The sequence below is a fragment of the Luteitalea sp. TBR-22 genome (assembly GCF_016865485.1).
In the GTDB taxonomy this organism is placed as follows: Bacteria; Acidobacteriota; Vicinamibacteria; order Vicinamibacterales; family Vicinamibacteraceae; genus Luteitalea.
Window position 1 is genome coordinate 696,396 of sequence record NZ_AP024452.1, and the last position, 17,118, is coordinate 713,513.

At 67.7% G+C, this 17,118-nt stretch carries 13 protein-coding genes and 1 pseudogene; 9 read left to right on the forward strand and 5 right to left on the reverse strand.

Going from position 1 to position 17,118, the window contains the following annotated elements:
- Positions 1 to 33: 33 nt before the first annotated feature.
- Both TBR22_RS02895 and TBR22_RS26870 read right to left on the reverse strand, forming a co-directional pair.
- Entirely contained in the window at positions 34 to 1,119 is a 1,086-nt protein-coding gene (locus TBR22_RS02895) for a DUF3616 domain-containing protein (protein ID WP_239491450.1), read from the reverse strand.
- Positions 1,120 to 1,190: 71 nt separating this feature from the next.
- Positions 1,191 to 1,529 (reverse strand): hypothetical protein, encoded by a 339-nt coding sequence (locus tag TBR22_RS26870; RefSeq protein WP_370651380.1) that lies wholly within the window; start codon positions 1,527 to 1,529, stop codon positions 1,191 to 1,193.
- A 26-nt stretch (positions 1,530 to 1,555) separates the two neighbouring features.
- Here TBR22_RS26870 and TBR22_RS02900 point away from each other — a divergent pair.
- Positions 1,556 to 1,810: pseudogene (locus tag TBR22_RS02900) on the forward strand (transposase); the annotation flags it as partial.
- A gap of 561 nt (positions 1,811 to 2,371) precedes the next feature.
- Here the strand turns inward: TBR22_RS02900 and TBR22_RS02905 are convergent.
- Both TBR22_RS02905 and TBR22_RS02910 read right to left on the reverse strand, forming a co-directional pair.
- A complete protein-coding gene (locus TBR22_RS02905; RefSeq protein ID WP_239491451.1) occupies positions 2,372 to 3,019 on the reverse strand; it encodes a hypothetical protein in 648 nt (215 codons plus the stop codon).
- Between the two features lie 177 nt (positions 3,020 to 3,196).
- Positions 3,197 to 4,270: an IS5 family transposase gene (locus TBR22_RS02910; RefSeq protein ID WP_239491452.1), complete on the reverse strand. Its 1,074-nt coding sequence runs from the start codon at positions 4,268 to 4,270 to the stop codon at positions 3,197 to 3,199.
- 356 nt (positions 4,271 to 4,626) lie between these two features.
- Here TBR22_RS02910 and TBR22_RS02915 point away from each other — a divergent pair, with 356 nt between their 5' ends.
- The 4 genes from TBR22_RS02915 to TBR22_RS02925 all read left to right on the forward strand — a co-directional run bounded on the left by TBR22_RS02915 (position 4,627) and on the right by TBR22_RS02925 (position 11,877).
- The gene (locus TBR22_RS02915; RefSeq protein ID WP_239488874.1) at positions 4,627 to 5,859 is read left to right on the forward strand and encodes an ISL3 family transposase; all 1,233 of its coding nucleotides are present in this window, start codon (positions 4,627 to 4,629) and stop codon (positions 5,857 to 5,859) included.
- A 1,212-nt stretch (positions 5,860 to 7,071) separates the two neighbouring features.
- Positions 7,072 to 7,575, forward strand: coding sequence for an outer membrane beta-barrel protein (locus TBR22_RS02920; protein WP_239491453.1), 504 nt, complete (start codon positions 7,072 to 7,074; stop codon positions 7,573 to 7,575).
- Between the two features lie 431 nt (positions 7,576 to 8,006).
- The gene (locus TBR22_RS26875; protein ID WP_370651381.1) at positions 8,007 to 8,231 is read left to right on the forward strand and encodes a DUF433 domain-containing protein; all 225 of its coding nucleotides are present in this window, start codon (positions 8,007 to 8,009) and stop codon (positions 8,229 to 8,231) included.
- 94 nt (positions 8,232 to 8,325) lie between these two features.
- Positions 8,326 to 11,877 (forward strand): TM0106 family RecB-like putative nuclease, encoded by a 3,552-nt coding sequence (locus TBR22_RS02925; protein ID WP_239491454.1) that lies wholly within the window; start codon positions 8,326 to 8,328, stop codon positions 11,875 to 11,877.
- 30 nt (positions 11,878 to 11,907) lie between these two features.
- On the opposite strand, the gene TBR22_RS02930 is transcribed toward TBR22_RS02925, so the two are convergent.
- Entirely contained in the window at positions 11,908 to 13,332 is a 1,425-nt protein-coding gene (locus TBR22_RS02930; protein ID WP_239491455.1) for a M48 family metallopeptidase, read from the reverse strand.
- Positions 13,333 to 13,479: 147 nt separating this feature from the next.
- On the opposite strand from TBR22_RS02930, the gene TBR22_RS02935 reads away from it, so the two are divergent.
- The 4 genes from TBR22_RS02935 to TBR22_RS02950 all read left to right on the forward strand — a co-directional run bounded on the left by TBR22_RS02935 (position 13,480) and on the right by TBR22_RS02950 (position 17,118).
- Complete coding sequence (locus TBR22_RS02935) at positions 13,480 to 14,079, forward strand: hypothetical protein (RefSeq protein WP_239491456.1); 600 nt, start codon at positions 13,480 to 13,482, stop codon at positions 14,077 to 14,079.
- A gap of 215 nt (positions 14,080 to 14,294) precedes the next feature.
- Positions 14,295 to 15,023, forward strand: a complete 729-nt coding sequence (locus tag TBR22_RS02940) for a hypothetical protein (protein ID WP_239491457.1) — start codon at positions 14,295 to 14,297, stop codon at positions 15,021 to 15,023.
- A 106-nt stretch (positions 15,024 to 15,129) separates the two neighbouring features.
- Positions 15,130 to 15,687 carry an HNH endonuclease gene (locus TBR22_RS02945; RefSeq protein ID WP_239491458.1) on the forward strand — a complete coding sequence of 186 codons (558 nt, stop codon included), beginning with the start codon at positions 15,130 to 15,132 and terminating at the stop codon, positions 15,685 to 15,687.
- 213 nt (positions 15,688 to 15,900) lie between these two features.
- Positions 15,901 to 17,118, forward strand: a complete 1,218-nt coding sequence (locus tag TBR22_RS02950; RefSeq protein WP_239491459.1) for a DUF6361 family protein — start codon at positions 15,901 to 15,903, stop codon at positions 17,116 to 17,118.

The window sequence follows — 17,118 nt, forward strand, 5'->3', positions numbered from 1 at the left end:
TCGCCTCGCGTTGATTGCGCGCGCGCCGTCCGATTACGTCGCCAACTCGAAGACGTCCAGCACGACCTCGTTACCGGTGTCGCCCTTGATGCGAGATGCCTGCGGAGAGTCGTACGACACCAGCACTCGCCGTGGGTCGCCTGGCAGGAACGTGAGCGCCTCGGCGTGGTCGGACCCCTCTCCGAACGGGAGAGACGCCACGCGCTGCAGCTGCTCGCGGAACGTCAATGAGTCGGCGGCCTGCGACAGCGCGCACTTCCAGCGGTAGATGTCCGTCGGGCCGTCGAGGTCCATCGTCGGGCCGGCAAGGATCAAGAGATCGGACCCGTCTCGGACGAGGTCTCTCACGCCAAGGCCATCGAGGTCGAGGAAGTGACGACGCACGAGGGCGCCTGTCGGCGGAATCGGTTCGAGCGTGAGCGAGCCGGCGTCAGTGCCGACGCGCAGTTCCAGGACCACCGCCCAGCCGCGCAGCACCGGACCCCGGAGGCCGATGAACACCCGGTCGCCGGTGACGGCGAGCCCTTCGACATCGAGACCATTGTCCTTGCTGGGCCCGCCGCGCCACGAGCCGTCGGCCTGCACCGAGGGCACTGCCCAGCCCAGATGGGGGTCGCTGCGGAGCGTGTCGAGCAACACGTTCCCCTGCGCATCACCCCTCAGGCGCGCCGGCGCGACACTGCCAGTGGTCGTCGGCTCGCCCGTGGCGGAGAGGGGGACCCTGGCGAGGGTGAAGCGGTTGCCATCAGCGCTCACCTTGCCGAGACGCGCGATGTTGTCGGCCGGCTTCTTGTCGGCCTCGGGCTTCTTTCGCTTCAGGCTGTGCGACCCGACCAGCCACAGGCAGCCTCCGTCGACATCCATGCCCTCGATGTCGATCTCGCCGTCGTCGCTCGACAGTCCGAGGACCTCGGCGAGGTCGAATCGCTCGTGACCGGAGAACCCGCCGTCAGCGTCCCGTGTGAGTCGCTCGACACCGGTGCCCTCGTCGCCCCCGAGCCAGAGATGCGGTCCGGCGATCACCGCGCCGGACAAGTTCGACACGATACTGGCGACCTCCTTGGCGGCGATGGCGGGGTCGAAGCGGATGGAGACGGTGCTGTGCGGAGTGTCTGGCATGGCTGTCTCGACATCCGGGAGAACGCCGGAGCTCGGAGATCCGGACAGCCAGGCGCGACACCAAGGCACCGCTACCGGTCGGACGTACTCGCACGCAGGGAAGGGACCGGCAGTAGGGTGCCTTCCGCATCCAGCGAGACGCGTGCATGCAGTCGGTCGTCATGCCCGTGACCTGCTCGGGCAGCCACCGACGGGTGCGAGCGGATGCGAGACCGTACGGTCGGCACACACCGGCCTGGTGTCATCGACCAGTCCGCGCCACCGCCCAGCGCCACCGCTCGCCCCGCGTCTAGGCGTCCCGAACCCGTCCCATCGTCAGGCTCGCTGGTGCCGTCGGTGACCGGCACGCACGCCTGCTGCAGGAGCTCGCGAAGTTCAGTGGCCGTCAGGTTCGGCGCGACGGCGCGCACGAGCGCCGCAATGCCGGCGGCGATGGGCGCAGCGTACGAGGAAGATCCTCCGGGAGGCCGATCAGCGGCCGACCACGGAGGTGGCCAAGAAGCACGGCATCAGCGAGCAGACGGTCTACGCGTGGCGCAAGCGGTTCGGCGCCCTCGAGGCCGTGGACGTCAAGCGGCTGCGCGGCCTGGAGGCCGAGAACGCGCACTTGAAGAAGCTGTTGGTCGAGCGCCTGCTCGACATCGAGATCCTGAAAGAGGTCTCCCGAAACAATGTATGGTCCGCCCCCGCCCTGCAAGCGAGGTGCTCGTCCTGCTGACAGTACGTCCGCGACAATGTATCTGGCCTGTTGGTGTAGCGTGTCCGCTCCTGGCCATGATGGGTAGTCGCCCGGACCTGTCCTGATTAATCGGTACGGCGTCAACGCGCGCCGCTTTTTTGCGTCAGGCTTCAGATCCGCTGTCCCAGCGCTTGGCATCTTCCTCTTGCTCGCGTGCCTCCCTGATAGAGGTGCGAGGCAGTCCATCCAGCGCTCCTTCCAGCGCACGGAGCCCGCCAGCGTCGCGCTACGCCTGCATCCGGCCCCAGCGAGATGCGCCGCCGCTGGGCGCGGCCCTCACGAGCCTGCGCTAGCTGTCGTCACGGCGATGCGCCAAGAGCCGGAGAGCTCAAGCAAGCAATCCAGAGTCGTCCAGCCTAGGTGCGGCGCCGTCGCCGCCAACGGCGCTGATGTTGTTAGGGTCGGAGCTTCTTCTGACAGCGATGGTGGCAGTGCGGCCGCTTGCGACGATCTCGCGAATCAGGTCGTCGAGGAGGTGAGTCTGAGCTCCGGTAGTACCTATCCATCCCTCCGCTACCAGGGCAGCGAACGCAGTGTTGTTGAAATAACGTCCTGCATTCTGGAATGTGACGGCGCGACCCTCACGCTGACCACCAATGCTCGGGTCGGTTTCCAGGCGACGCCAATACTCAAGCGGTATATACATGCCGTGGAGCAATCCTTCGCTATCGGGGTCGAACGTAACACGTGGGCACAGTTTGAGGAAAAAGGGTTCGACGCCAGCCGGAACCCGCACAGGCGCTGATCGGCGTCGCACTTTTGAAGTCTGCTCGCGAGGTCCTCCATGCGCTTGAGTTCTGTCTCAAGTTGCGCATTCGGCAGGCGGAATCTAACGCCGCCGGTCTCAGTCTCCATCGCCTTGTACTGACCCACGACGAAGGAGCCGAACGTCTCGTTGCGGTAGATCGAGTCCGCACCGGTTTGCTCTTCTAGTGGAAGGCGGTTGGCCATCACTACTGTCAGCGTGACACCCTGCGCCGAAAACTGAGCAGCTCCATGCGGCATCTTGCGAACTAACTCGAATCCGGGGAAGTTCTGGAAGTCATTCAAGAGCATCTCGTCTTCCCGCAGGCGTGCCTGGGGAAGGCCGTCTAAGAACGAACTGACCTTGGCGCCAGATTGCGGTGAGGGACTCCAGTCCGAGATCGCGTCGCGCTCCATGCCCGCGAGTGCTAAGGCTGTTGCGAGGGTGTCCTTTTGGTAGGCTAGGAGCTTGCTGAAGAACCCGCCATGACGGCTGGTTCCCTCCCGCTGATTGGGCGAGACATGACCGATCCAGCCGGCGATAAGCCGGCGTGTCGACCACGGCGGCCCTCGGCCGCCCGGTCGACGGGCGCCTCATGCCGGCGTGGCGGCCATCGCGATGAGCCTCGGCAGTCGTCTCAGGTTGAACGCCGCGCACGCGAAGACGAAGAGGCTGTCGACCTTGTCCAGGCCGCGGAGCTTGACCTTGCGCAGACCGGCCAGCGGTTTCAGCCAGCCGAAGACCCGTTCGATGCGAGGCCGACAGGCTTGGCTGACCGCGTAGCCGGGATGCCGCGTCGTGCGGCGATCGATCGCGCTGCCGCCCGTGCGCTTCACGTTCTGGCTGACGTGCGGGGTATACCCCAGCTGCCGGGTGACGTCGACGAAATCGCGGGTGTCGAACCCCTTGTCGGCGCCGAGCGTGCGCGCGCCCGACGGACGCGCGTGCTTCTGCAGCATCAGCAGCGCGGCATCGCGTTCGGCGTGGCCATCCGCCGTCGTGGCCATCCCATCGACGATCAAGCCGTGGCGATTCTCCATCAGCACGTGCCCGAGATACGCCAGGCGCGCCTCGGTCTGCCCCGATTTCCGATACAACCGCGCATCCGGATCGGTCTTCGAGGCGTGCGTGTCGTTGGTGCGCGACTGGCCATGGAAGTTGCGGCCGTCGCCCTCCGGCGGCCCGTCTTTCGGCTGAAAGCGCTTGTGACTGGCCCACGCCTCGATCAGCGTACCGTCGACGGTGAAGTGCTCGTCGGACATCCACGCGGCTGCGCGATCGACGACCCGCGCCAGGAACTGGCGGGCGACCTCCTGATTCAGCAGGCGATCCCGGTTCTTGGTGAACACGGTCGGCACCCAGATCGGTTCGTCCATCTCGAGGCCCACGAACCACCGGAACAGGATGTTGTAATCGAGCTGCTCCATGAGCAGGCGCTCGCTGCGGATCGAGTAGAACAGCTGCAGCAGCTGCGCGCGCAGCAGTCGCTCGGGCGGAATCGAGGGCCGGCCGACGCGGGCGTAGAGGCCATCGAAGTCACGCGACATGTCGCGAAGGATCTCGTCGACCAGCGTCCGGATCGGACGCAGCGGATGGTCCTTCGGGACGCGGTCCTCGGCCGACACATAGCTGAACATCGACGTGGGCTGACGGTCGTCTCCGCGCATGCCCGTCATCGTAGTGCGAGGGATCCACGCTGTCGATCCCCCGCGCGACGTTTTTCAGCAAGCTCCTAGAGAGCGCTGAACATTGTCTCCGAGCCGAGCGATAGCGCGCCGTCGCTGTTCACTGTAGCGCTCAAGAAGCGCGTTAGATTCTGGCAGCAGTCCGCGGAGGGCCTCGATGAACGCGCCAAACGATCTCGGTGGGAGCAAACCGCCTTGGGTGAGGCGTTCGGCGACATGATTTGGGGTCCTTCCGGGAATAGCGTGGGCAGCTCGGGCCGGCTGCGCGGGCCACTCGGCGGGTGAGCGGCCTGCTCGCCGGCCTTGCGCCGAGCCGAGCGGTGGCGTAGATCCACCGGATGCAGGACACGAAGCTCTTCGAAACGATCCTCGGCTTGCAGGCGCCCTGGCACATCGCACGGGTGGCGTTGGACACCTCGGGCGAGCGCGTCGATCTGTGGGTGGAGCATGCCGCGGACACGCGCTGGACGTGCCCGGACTGCGGGACGGCGGCGCCGGGCCATGACCATGCCGAGGAGCGGGTCTGGCGGCATCTCGACACCTGCCAGTACCAGACCTTCCTGCATGCGCGGGTGCCGCGCGTCGACTGTCCCACGCACGGCGTTCGGCAGGTCGGGGTGCCTTGGGCGGCGCCGCGGAGCCGATTCACGCTGCTGCTCGAGCGGCTCATTATCGACCTCATCACGCAGTGCAGCACGGTCACGGGCGCGTGCCGGATCGCGCGCGTCACGTGGGACGAGGCGTGGGGGGTGATGGACCGCGCGGTGGCGCGGGGGCTCCAGCGGCGCACCGCGGCGCCGCGGCGCTACCTGGGCGTCGACGAGAAGGCGTTTCGCAAGGGGCAGCGGTATCACACGATCGTGTGTGACCTCGAGACCGCGACCGTGCAGCACGTCGCCGAGGACCGGACGGCAGCGAGCCTGCAGGGCTACTACGCGCAGCTGACCACCGAGCAGCGCGAGGCGCTGCAGGCCGTCGCGATGGACATGTGGCCGGCCTACATCCGGGCCACCGTCGACGGCCTGCCGCAGGGCGACACCAAGATCGTGTTCGATCGCTTTCACATCATGCGCGAGATGACGCGCGCGGTGGACACCGTGCGCAAGCAGGAGCATCGGACCTTCCTGCGCGAGCAGGGCACCTCGCCCCTCACCGGCACGAAATACCTCTGGCTCTACGGCGAGGACCGTCTGCCCGCCGATCGCACGGACGCGTTCGCGGCGCTGCAGGGGCAGCACCTGAAAGTCGGCCGCGCCTGGGCGATCAAGGAGCTGTTACGCGACCTCTGGACCTACCGGCAGGGCGCCGCGGTCCGCCGCTTCTTCGCCCGCTGGTACGGGTGGGCGATCCGCTCGCGCCTGGAACCCGTCAAGCAGGTGGCCCGCATGCTCCACCGGCACCTCGACGGCGTGCTGCGCTACGTCAGGCACCCCATCACCAACGGCGTGGCCGAAGGCCTCAACAGCAAGATCATGAGCATCAAGCGCAAGGCCGGCGGCTTCCGCAATGCCCACCACTTCACCACCGCCATCTACTTTCACTGCGGCGGCCTGGACCTCTACCCACGCTGATCCCGGAAGAGGCTGATTTTGAAAGCGCGAGGGGATTCGAGCGAGGATGGAGTCATACCGCACGGGGGCGCTAAGGGGCGCCAAGTCTTCCAGGTGCAAACGGCGTAGGTTCGTCCCTGCACGAAGCCCCGCGCGGCCTCTTGCGACATGCGTGAGCGCCCCATCCGCGAAGCTTGCAAAACAGATGAGAGCGTGCGACCTGCTATGCCTGAAATCCGGAACGGGCTCTGAGACGCTACCATCAAAGTCGCCGGCGCTGCTCAGCACCATGCGGCGTGTCTCCGGTACGTTCAGAATGTAGCCGTCCACCGCCAGCGTTGCCATGATGACGGCGACTATCGCACGTCCCCCCTTCGCCGCAAACGCCACGTCTTGTCGCTTGTTGAGTGCGGCGCTCCTAAGCAGCTACGGATCGGTCTTCCGCGACGAATTCATACCCCTCGAACAAGAGACGCCATAGCCGAATGGAAGCGGCGATATCGTCCGGCATTCCATGGTACACGGAGTGCGGCTGCCCTTAGGGCCGACACGTTGCGGTCCTTCCCAAGGCTGGCCCAGGCGGTACTCAGCCCGCCATCGCTCAGGGGCTGGAGAGCGCGGGCGCCGCTGGATGGCCGCACCCTCCAGCGCCGCAACCCTCAAAGGCGCGGGGCATTCCGGTGCGTGCGATCCGGTCTCCTGTCGCCCCCAGTAGAGCACTTGCAGGCATTTGCGGTCTCACGCGGACTGGTCACGCGCGCCAGCAACGGCTACATGAGCCGTCACAACCCGGCCGAGCGCAGGAACCGTACTGGATCGGAATCTAGTTCAGAGCTGGAGCCAGTCATGGTCGCGCCCTCGGGTGTACTGCATCCGCTACTGCTTCGGGCACGTCCTGCACGGCCGTCCAGGCGTTGGCCGTGAACTCGCCGCTGCGACGCCTTCAACCGACCCAGGCCTGGACCTCCGATTGGAGCCGGCGTGCGCAGTTGCTACCCGACGCGATCGGGCATGGGAACAACTGGTGATTGAATCAGCTGACGACGCGGCTCGAGCTGTCGCGGAAGGGCGCCACCGAGGCGTACGATCTCGCGGAGATGTTCGAGGGCCACCCGCGGTCTGTCGAGGCCGGGTGAGACGACGGCCCGGGGCTACCTGCTCATCCGGAATCCATCGCTGTGCCGTGAGCCGATCCGGACGCGTTCTTCACCTTCAGGGGTGGAGGACGTTTTCATGTGTGCTCGTATTCTTCTCGCCACCCTCGCCGCGGCGTTCGCGTGCCTGAGCCCCACCACCGCAGCGGCGCAGTCGTCGGCCGTTCCCACCGTCACGCTGAACGCCGGCTGGGCCGGCTTCGTGGACGACGGCCGGGTGGACCACGGCGCGTTCGGTGGCGGCCTCGAGTGGGTGCTCACGCCCCGGTTGGCCATCGGTCCCGAGGTCCTGTACATGGTCGGACCCGAAGACGACCGTGACCTCTTCGTCCTCGGAGTCGCGCGACTGGGGATTCTGCCGCTTCGGTCCCGCGTAGCGCCGTTCGTGACCCTCGGCGCCGGCACGATGACGCACAGCGACCGGTTCGGCAGCCAGTCGTACCGCTCGACCGAGGGGGCCTTCATTGCGGGCGGCGGCGCGCGGATCACGGTGTCGCCGCGTGTCTACGTGGCGCCCGAGTTCACGGTCGGGTGGGAGCCCCACATCCGCGCGTCGGTGACCGTCGGCATCCGGTTGCCGTAGGGCCGCGTTGGGCAGCCGAACTCCCGCGGGGACCGAGGTCGAACCATCACGGGACCACCGTGAGGCTCGCCTCGGTCATGCCGTCAGCACCATCAACGAGCCCTCAGCGGCCGCGGCCTCCCGGCGTGTTGCGAAGCGCCTGCTCGAGCTCTTCGCTGGCTCCAGGCGTTCTGCAGCGCGTCGTCGACTCACGGCTGGGCGTCGCGGGCGGGCCCTTCCGGTCACGCGGCGCCCCTTGGGCGCTGGGCTGTGTCGCCAGCACGCGCCGAAGCTCGAACGGACCGAGCAGCCTGTCGAGCGTCTCGAGCGTCGGGTTGTGACGCGGATGGACGGCATCCAGACGCTGCCTTCGCCGCCCCTTCTGGTCACGGGTGGCGAGCAGTCCGCGACACTCACTTGTCGTCGCCTCACCGAGCGTCTATCCTGCCCCCATGCCGTGGGAAGACCTCATCGCTGTCACACCCGGAGTTCGGGGCGGCAAGCCGTGCGTCGCTGGCACACGGATCACGGTACAGGACGTACTCGAGTACCTCGCCGCCGGCATGAGCGAGGCCGAAATCCTCGCCGACTTTCCGAGCCTCACGCCCGAGAGCATCAGGGCCGTACTCTCATTTGCCGCGGCTCGGGAGCGGCGGCTTGCCACGCCAGCCGCGTAGGGCATGCGTTTCCTCGTCGACGAGAACCTGAGCCCGAGGCTCGTCGCTGCCCTGAGCGAAATTCTGACAAAGGACGACGATTAGCCAAGTCCGAATGCACCTGAAGGGCACCCCGCCAGCGCTCGTCCTCTCCGCCTCCGACCTCTCGTCGTTCGTTGGTTGCCGCCATCGCACTGCGCTGGACCTCGGCGTCGCGCTCGGCGAACTCGCCAAACCGACCGTCCTCTCGCTCCACGCACAGGACCTGCGCGACCGGGGCGCTGAACACGAACGCGGGTACGTCGCTTCTCTCGAGGCACGCGGCCTGCGGGTCGTCGACCTGCAGAACGAAGGCAACCGGGTGGGCGCGACCGTCGAGGCCCTCCGGCAGGGCGTCGATGTCGTCGTGCAGGGCGAGCTCCTCGCCGACGGCTGGTTCGGGCGCCCCGACATCCTCCGGCGCGTGGAGCGTCCCAGCGACCTCGGCCCGTGGTCGTACGAGGTGTACGACACGAAGCTCGCGCGCGACACCCGCGGCAGCACCATCCTGCAGCTCACGGTGTACTCCGAGCTGCTCGGGCGCGTGCAGGGCCGCATGCCGACGGCGTTCCATGTGGTGACGCCCGACCCCGACAACGGCGTGCACGCCTTCCGGGTCGACGACTACTCGGCGTACTACCGCCTGGCGAAGCACCGGCTCGCGCAGTGTCTCCCCGACGTCGCGAGCCACGGCGCATCGAGCCAGCCTTCGCCACTCCATCAGTCGCTCGCAGACGCCCATTACCCCGAGCCGACCGACCAGTGCGACTACTGTCGGTGGGCCGATCGATGCGAGGCGCGCCGACGAGCCGACGATCACCTGTCCTACATCGCTGGAGCGAGCCGCGTGCAGCGGGCGGAACTCGTCGCACGCGACGTCGACACGCTCGCGAAGGCCGCGACGATGGCCCTGCCGATTGCGTTCAGGCCGACGCGTGGCTCGAAGGGCACCTACGTCCGCCTGCGCGAGCAGGCCAGGGTGCAGCTGGCGCAACGGGAGACCGGCAGGCCGGTGTGGGAGCTGCTGGACGCACCGGCCCCAGCATCGGAACCTGCAGAACCGACCCGCGGCTCGGAGCACACGCCCGACGCCCTCGCGCAGCCGCGTCAGGGGCTCGAGCGCATGCCCGTCCCGTCGCCCGGTGACGTCTTCCTGGATCTGGAGGCCGCCCGTTTTGCCCGCGAGGGCGGACGCGAGTACCTGTTCGGCGTGTGGACCCGTGGTTCGTACCGCTGCTGGTGGGCGACTACGGACGCGGAAGAGCGCGCTGCCTTCGAGGCCGTCGTCGATCTGGTGATGGCGGCGTGGGAGGCCGATCCGGGCGTCCACGTCTACCACTTCGGCCACTACGAGGCCTCGGCGTTCCGTCGCCTGGCCGGACGCCATGCCACCCGCGCCGACGCGCTCGACCGCCTCCTGCGTGCCGGACGCTTCATCGACCTGCACGCCGTCGTTCGCCAGAGTATCCGCGCGGGCGTCGAGAGCTACTCGATCAAGCAGCTGGAGCAGTACTACGGCTATCGACGCGAGGCCGACCTGCGCGGCGTTGCGAGGTCGCTGCACCTGGTGGAACTCGCGCTGGAGTCCGGGGGCGCCGAAGCCATCACGCCCGGGCTGCGCCAGGCCGTCGAGACATACAACGCCGACGACTGCCGTTCGACCGAGGCACTTCGTGACTGGCTCGAGGGGCCGGTTCGCGCGCAGGCGCTGGCGCGAGGCGACGTGCTGACGCGCCCGGAGCCGTCCGACGGCGCGCCGAACGACGACACGCGTGACGTCGATGCGGCGGTCGAGGCATTGCGCGCGCGGCTGCTCGCCGGCATCGATGGCGACCCGAGTGACCCCGCCCACCCCCGGCACACGCGCTGGATGCTCGCCTACCTGATCGACTGGCATCGTCGCGAGCAGAAGGCGGCGTGGTGGGACTACTTCCGGGTGCGCGAACTGGTGGGGGAGGCCGCGTTGGAGGAGCCCTGCGTCGTCTCCGGGCTCGCGCACGTCCGTCGCCTCGGGAGCTTCATCAGCCCGAAGACGGGCAAGCCCACATCGTCTGTCATCGAGCAGTACAGCTACCCGCCGCAGGACATCGAGGTCAGTGCCGGGGACACTCTCACCGTGCTGGAGGGGCGCACGTACGGCGAGGTCGTCGAGCACGATCGGATCAGGCGGACGATCGATCTGAAGGTGGGCAAGACCGCCGCGGAGCTGCCGCGCCCCGACTCGCTGTACGCCACCGAGATCGTGCGCACCGACGTGCTGCAGGCCGCCGTCATGCGGCTCGCCGCGGAGCCGGATGCGTCGACGTGCGGGCTGGAGCTGTTGTACCGCCGCGAGCCCCGAGTGCGTGGCGCTGCTCGCGCGTCTGCCCCGGCGGCTGTTCAAGGCCCCGCAGCGCTCGTCCGGCCCGGTGAATCCGCCGTCGATGGCGCGATACGCCTGGTCGGGCAGCTCGATCGCTCGTACCTCGCCATCCAGGGGCCGCCCGGCTCCGGCAAGACGTACGCCGGCGCCAGGATGATCCTGGCGCTCGTCAAGGCTGGCAAGAGGGTCGGGGTCACCGCCGGTAGCCACAAGGTCATCGTCAATCTCCTCGAGGCGGTGCGTAAGCAGGCCGTCGAGGACGGCGTCCACGTCACGCTCGGGCGCAAGTGCAAGGACGATGAGGCGCCTGGTGAGGGGATCACGGGGTACGGGGCGAACGGCAAGGCGATCGAGGCGCTGCAATCGGGCGACATCGACGTGCTCGGTGGCACCGCGTGGCTCTGGGCGTCGAACGAGGCGACCGCGAGTGTCGACGTGCTGTTCGTCGACGAAGCGGGGCAGATGTCGCTCGCCAACGTCCTCGCCGTTTCACAGGCCACCGACAGCCTCGTGCTGCTCGGCGATCCGCAGCAACTCGAGCAGCCGCAGAAGGGCAGTCACCCCGACGGCGTGGACGTCTCGGCGCTGCAGCATGTGATCGGCGGCGCGCAGACGATGCCGCCGGAGCGCGGGATCTTCCTGCCGGAGACGTGGCGGCTTGCGCCCCCGATCTGTCGGTTCACGTCCGAGGTCTTCTACGAGGGCAAGCTCACCGAGCGGCCGGACCTGTCGCGCCAGCGCCTCGCGGGCGCCGCGCCCTTCGAGGGCGCCGGCCTGTGGTTCGTGCCTGTCGAGCACGCGGGCAACCACAATGCGTCGCTCGAGGAAGTCGAGATCGTCGCCGGCCTCGTGGCGCGCCTGCTGACGCCGCGTTCGCAGTGGGTCGACAAGCATGGCGACGTCCACCGCCTGCGGTCGGCCGACCTGCGCGTCGTCTCGCCGTACAACGTGCAGGTGAGCCGCCTTGCCGAGCGCCTGGCCGACCTCGGTGTCCCCGTCGGAACCGTCGACAAGTTCCAGGGGCAGGAGGCGCCCGTCGTCATCTACTCGATGGCCACGTCGCGTCCCGAGGATGCGCCGCGCGGCATGGAGTTCCTCTACAGCCTGAACCGCCTGAACGTCGCCACCTCGCGTGCCCGGTGCGCCGCCATCATCGTCGCCTCGCCGGCGCTGTTCGAGCCGGAATGCCGAACGCCGCGACAGATGCAACTGGCGAACGCGCTGTGCAGGTTCAGGGAGCTGGCTGTTGGCCTGACGTCACTGTGAGGGGAGGGCACGACGCGCCCTCCACTCGCGTCAGCGCGCTTCGGTCAGGTGAATCGAGGCGCCGATGCGACGGAAGGCCTCGTCGAGGGCGTCCGCATCGCGGTCGGGCGCGATGGTGAGGTAGTAGAACAGCGTGCCGTCGGAGAGGAACGTGGTGAACACCGACACGCGTTCCTGCCCACCGAGTGGCGACGGGTTGACGAGCGGCGTGCTGATGGCCGTGCGATTGGAGAGTCGCACTACCCGTTGCGGGCCGGCCGCGCGCAGTTCCGGGTTCTGCCGGGCGACGGCGTTCAGCCACTCGTCGGTCGCCCGCTGCAGGTCGCGCGTCGTCGCGCGCGCGATGCCGAACTCCACGCCGTGGCTGAACACCGACTCGCCGCGCAGTTCGCCGTAGCCGTTCTCTGGCACCACCTTGACGCTGGTGCTCGAGGTCAGCACGGTCCAATTGGTCGGGACGTCCACCTCGAACACGCCACCGCCGGCGATGGTCCGGTACTGCGACGAGGGCGGCGGCACCGGCAGGCCGGGCGTGCCCACCGAGGTGCGCGTGCCCCGTCCCTCGGTGGAGCGGGCCTTCGCGGTTTCGGCCATGGACCGCGGCGCCGGCAGCGACGCGAATGCGGCCTTGGCGGTGGGGAAGCCGCGCTCGTCGGCCGGCGTGGCCACGGTCAGCAACTCCGCTTCGCGCGTGATGTACTGAGTGCGGTTGCCCGGGTCGGGATGGCTGCTCAGCCACTGTGGCCCGCCGCTGGCGCCCGCTTCCCTGGCGATCGTCTCGAACATGCGGGCCAGCGCCCGCGGGTCGTAGCCGGCGCGCGCCATGATCTGCGCGCCGAGCAGGTCGGCCTGCTTCTCGAAATCGCGGCTGTACTTGAGCAGCAGCGTGCCGAGGCCGAACTGGCTGCTCGTGGCGATGGCCGAGCCCGCCGCGCCGCCGACCACCGCGCCGCCGATCGCCCCGGCCATCTGGCCCAGTTGCAGCCACGGGTTCTGCGCGCGCGTGGCGTTGGCCGTGCCGTGCCGCAGCAGCACGTGGGCCAGTTCGTGGGCCATCACGCCGGCGACCTCGCCCTCCGAGGCCGCGGCGTCGAACATGCCGCGATTGACGAACATCGGCCCGCCCGGCAGCGCGAAGGCGTTGATCTCCTTCAGGTTGACGGGCGTGAACGAGTACTCGTACACCGGGTCCTTCAGCGACGCGGGTGCCGCCTCCACCAGGCGATCGCCGATCGCCGTGAGGTAGCGTGTGATGCGCTCGTCGGTGATCACCGGGTACTGCTGGCGCGCCTCTGCGGCCGCCTCGCGTCCCAGCTCGACGTCCTGCTGGGGCGTGTACTTGTTCTTCGCGAGCTTGAAGGTGGTCTGGGCCGACAGGCCGGGCACCCACAGGGCCAGCACGAGTGCCAGCCCGGCCGTGCGGGTCGCGATCGTCGAGAAGGGCATCCCTGCCATTTCAGCCTCAACACGCGTGCTCGCGCAACCCGAGAGGTGCGCCGTGCAGCAGTGCGCCCGTGGTGGACGCGGCTGTGGCACGCCAGGGCGGCCATGGTCTTGACCCGTGCCAAGCCGATGCGCGATGCTCCGCCCACCTTTCAGCGCATGGCCCTCACGCACCCGAGTCGCGGACGAGAGCAGTCCGACGCCGTCCTGCAACTCGTCGGGTACTGGCACGCGGCGGAGGGAGACGGCCTGCCGCATCCGCAGCAACTCGTGCACCCGCGCTGGCAGTGGCGTCGTCGGCGGCGCATCCTCCGCTATCTGGGGAGTGGTGTCACGGCTCTGCAGTATCGCGGTTTCTCGTACTGTCGATTCGGTTGCGGAGGGCTCAAGGGCACGAGGGACTTCACCGATGGCACGTGGGTGTGGCCGGAGGGACTCTCGCATTACGTGCGCTGGCACGGCGTGAGCCTGCCCGAGGCGTTCGTCGCGCACATGGCGGCGCACGACTTCACCGTGCCCATCGACGATCTATCCAGGCATCACTCCATGCCGGTGTCCGACGACCTCTGGCGCGAGTGGGCGCATCGTCAGGGCCCCTACCGCGCGATCGCGTGCTGCTATGCCTGCAGGGAGGAGCGCGGCGCGACCGACGTGACACTGCCGGTCTGCTGCCACGTTCCCTTCCGCTGGGCGTCCGGCTGGCTGTGGTACCACCTCGGCTTCCGGGGGTTCCGCGGAGATGATTCAGGCCCGTCGTGACCCGGCGGGGACTCGGTAGCACTGCGAGCACTGCTGCCTCCGGGACGATGGCTGGTGAGTGAGTAGGTATGCCTACTAACCTTCCGCTTGAATAGCTGAGCAATAGGATGGTTGCCCGTAGCCAACTGTCGTTCACGCGTCGTTTGCCGATGTACTTCCTGGCGGCAAGCCCGCCGGCGTTCTTGTTGGGACGCGGGAGACGCGGCTGAATGAAAGTGACCTGGAGCATCCACACACGACTGCTTGACACGCACACCGACGTGGTCGGCGGTCTCGCGCCCGACTCCTTCGACAAGGTGACCCGCTCGACGATCCCGCTTCTCGATTACTGGCGGGAACCGGCCGCACGGTTGGATTCCTTGACCGCGCAGCTCGGGTGGCCCCCGTTCAGCGAGGCGGAGCTGTCATTCGAGCGGCAAGTGCCCGTGGCGAACGGCAAGGGGAAGGCGTCGTTCACCGACTTGATGATCCTCGGTGACCAGGGGGCCATTGCGATCGAGGCCAAGTACACCGAGCCGCCGTACGAGACGGTTGCCGAGTGGCTCGCGCAGGGCAACCAGGCAAACCGCGCCCTCGTCCTGGATGGCTGGCTCGCCCGCATCGGCGAGGCAACGGGCACCGCGGTCGCCCGGCCCGGCGTCGCCGCGCTCCCGTATCAGCTGATTCACCGAGCGGCTTCCGCCTGCTCGGTGGCCTCGGCACGGCGTGCTGTCGTGTACCAGGTCTTCGACGACAAGCACTTGCAGCACTACCAGGAGAGTCTCCGCACCTTCGCCGGATGCCTGACGCCATCGTCGACGCTGTCGCTCGGTGTGCTGCTTGTGCCGGCGAGGCTCATGCCCGAGACTCCACGGTCCCTCAATGGCAACGCGCTGCGCGACGGGCTTCGAGGCATGCCGGTCTACGCGTTCGAAGAGGCATCGTGGTTCGCGACCACCTGCTGACGCCCGACGCGCACCGCAGCTCGTTGCGGCGTGGGCCTGGCCGCGCCCGTCAGGCGCCTTGCCCGTGCTGGGGGGCGGGAACCTCCAGGCGCACCACGGAGACGACATGAACGACAAACTGGCCTACAGGCAGCGCGCCCTTGCGCACTACAAGGACCACAGGTGTGCCTGGTGTGGGTTCGCAAGGAAGGAGGTGCTCGAAGTCGCGCACCTCGATTGCGACCACGAGAACTGCGGCACCGACAACCTGGTCGTGCTGTGCCCGACGTGCCATCGCATGCACGACATCGACCTGCTGTCGACAGAGGAAGTTCGGGCTCGCAGGGAACGGTTGTCCTCTCCTGAATCTCCCGAGGCCGTTGAGGTGACGCCCTGCGGCTGGTGCGGCTTCGGAATCGAGCCGGGCATGGCGCTGTCCGGAGCTGCCAGTGAGGCGACTCCGACCATCATCCTGTGTCCCTCGTGCCGCGAGCGTGCTGCTCGAGGGTACATCTCCGAAGCCGAGCTCGCTGTTCGATTCGACAACCGGGATAGACCTGCGGACTGGAAGAAGCTGTCGAAGAAGGCTGCGGAGAAGGCTGGGCGGACACGCAGCAGGAAGTCGGCCGCTCGCAAGGCGGTTCGGACTCGGCTCGCGAACAAGGCGCGGGTGGCCGAGTCGTGACGGCCTCTTGCCAAAGCATTGCACTGGGTGGAGACCTGAGTCGCCTGTAGGAGTATGCCTACATGAAGCATCGCCAGCGTTCGGTTCTCCCCTCTGCATCGTTGTCTTACAACGACGGCTGTTGCCGGATTGGCTGTCAGACCAGCTCTGTTGAGCACGTTCTCCGCCGTGGAGTAGAAGAGAGCGGTCGCGCCCGGCGCGCCGCGAGACGCGATGGCATCGACATTCGGCTGGCTTGATGGCTCGGAGCAGCAGCGGCGGCAGATGAAGGACCTGCTGGCGCAGTTCAGGGAGCAGGACACGCGAGACGAACTGGGGCTGGCGACCATACGGGACGCCTTTGCCGACCTGTTCTTTCCCGGCACCGGCACGCTTCAGACGCGAGCCCGCTACTTCTTCTTCATCCCGTGGATGTACCGCGAACTGGCCGCCAAACGGGTGCCGGCGGCGTCCATCGCGACGCGCGTCAGGCGGTACGAACTCGACCTGATCACGCCCCTTCTGGAGACAGGCGAGAACGGCGTCATCGGGAAGAACTCGCGCCGTAACCTCCAGCGAACCCCGAGCAATATCTACTGGAATGGTTTGAGGCGACTGGGCTTCTTTCGCCTTCCGCTCTCGCAGGACCAGTACCACCGGCGCTTCGACGCGGTGCACGGTGCAGCCAGCCGCGTGCGTTCCGACGACGGGGAGCCCGTATCGACCGACGTCGCTGCCTGGCATCCACAGATGCCGACAGCTCCCGCAACGTTCCCCGGGGATGCGGACCTCGAGCTCACCGCCGATGAAGCGGACTTCCTCTACGCACGAGTGGTGGAATCGGCGCCAGAGTCCCTCTTTGCATGGTGGCTGGTGCACCAGTGCCCTGGTAGGGACGAGCCCTTCGCCTGGAGCGCCATGTCATCCATCGAACTCCCGGACAAGCTTCGCCGTCAGGTCGAGCACGCACGCCGCTTCTCCCTCGTGGTCCATGGCGCCACGATCCTGTACACCTTCCTCCTGACCAAGCTACGGCACCAGCAGGCCGGGGGCGCGAAGGACGCGGAGAAGTTGCCGGCGCATGAAACACGCATGGCAGAGTGGCACGTCAGCGTGACGAGAGAACTCGAGGACCTCCGGGCGTGGAGCTTCAGCGACTTCTGGTCCTGTCTTGCTGATCAGCATGCGGTGATCGGTCGCCAGACCAGGGACTTCGTCGAGGCATGGACACGACTGGTACTGTCCTCTCCGCGCCCCGAGACCTTGCTGGCCTCGCGCGAGGCACGCAGCCTTATCGAGTCCAGGGAACAGGCGCTCAAGAAGAAGCTCTCCCGGTTTCAGAACACGCGCGCACTCGAAGTCTGGGGTGGCTCGACTGGACTCCGTGCCATGGACTTCCGCTGGAGCTCCGCGGTCGTGATTGGCCAGGACATTCAGGCCGCCCTCAGCTGA

Bases quoted from the DNA above. Each gene is read 5' to 3' on its own strand.
- TBR22_RS02925 (WP_239491454.1), top strand. From the start codon at position 8,326: ATGCACCTGAAGGGCACCCCGCCAGCGCTCGTCCTCTCCGCCTCCGAC.
- TBR22_RS02935 (WP_239491456.1), top strand. From the start codon at position 13,480: ATGGCCCTCACGCACCCGAGTCGCGGACGAGAGCAGTCCGACGCCGTC.
- TBR22_RS02945 (WP_239491458.1), top strand. From the start codon at position 15,130: ATGAACGACAAACTGGCCTACAGGCAGCGCGCCCTTGCGCACTACAAG.
- TBR22_RS02920 (WP_239491453.1), top strand. From the start codon at position 7,072: ATGTGTGCTCGTATTCTTCTCGCCACCCTCGCCGCGGCGTTCGCGTGC.
- TBR22_RS02895 (WP_239491450.1), bottom strand. From the start codon at position 1,119: ATGCCAGACACTCCGCACAGCACCGTCTCCATCCGCTTCGACCCCGCC.
- TBR22_RS02915 (WP_239488874.1), top strand. From the start codon at position 4,627: ATGCAGGACACGAAGCTCTTCGAAACGATCCTCGGCTTGCAGGCGCCC.
- TBR22_RS02905 (WP_239491451.1), bottom strand. From the start codon at position 3,019: ATGGAGCGCGACGCGATCTCGGACTGGAGTCCCTCACCGCAATCTGGC.
- TBR22_RS02910 (WP_239491452.1), bottom strand. From the start codon at position 4,270: ATGCGCGGAGACGACCGTCAGCCCACGTCGATGTTCAGCTATGTGTCG.
- TBR22_RS02950 (WP_239491459.1), top strand. From the start codon at position 15,901: ATGGCATCGACATTCGGCTGGCTTGATGGCTCGGAGCAGCAGCGGCGG.
- TBR22_RS02930 (WP_239491455.1), bottom strand. From the start codon at position 13,332: ATGGCAGGGATGCCCTTCTCGACGATCGCGACCCGCACGGCCGGGCTG.
- TBR22_RS26875 (WP_370651381.1), top strand. From the start codon at position 8,007: ATGCCGTGGGAAGACCTCATCGCTGTCACACCCGGAGTTCGGGGCGGC.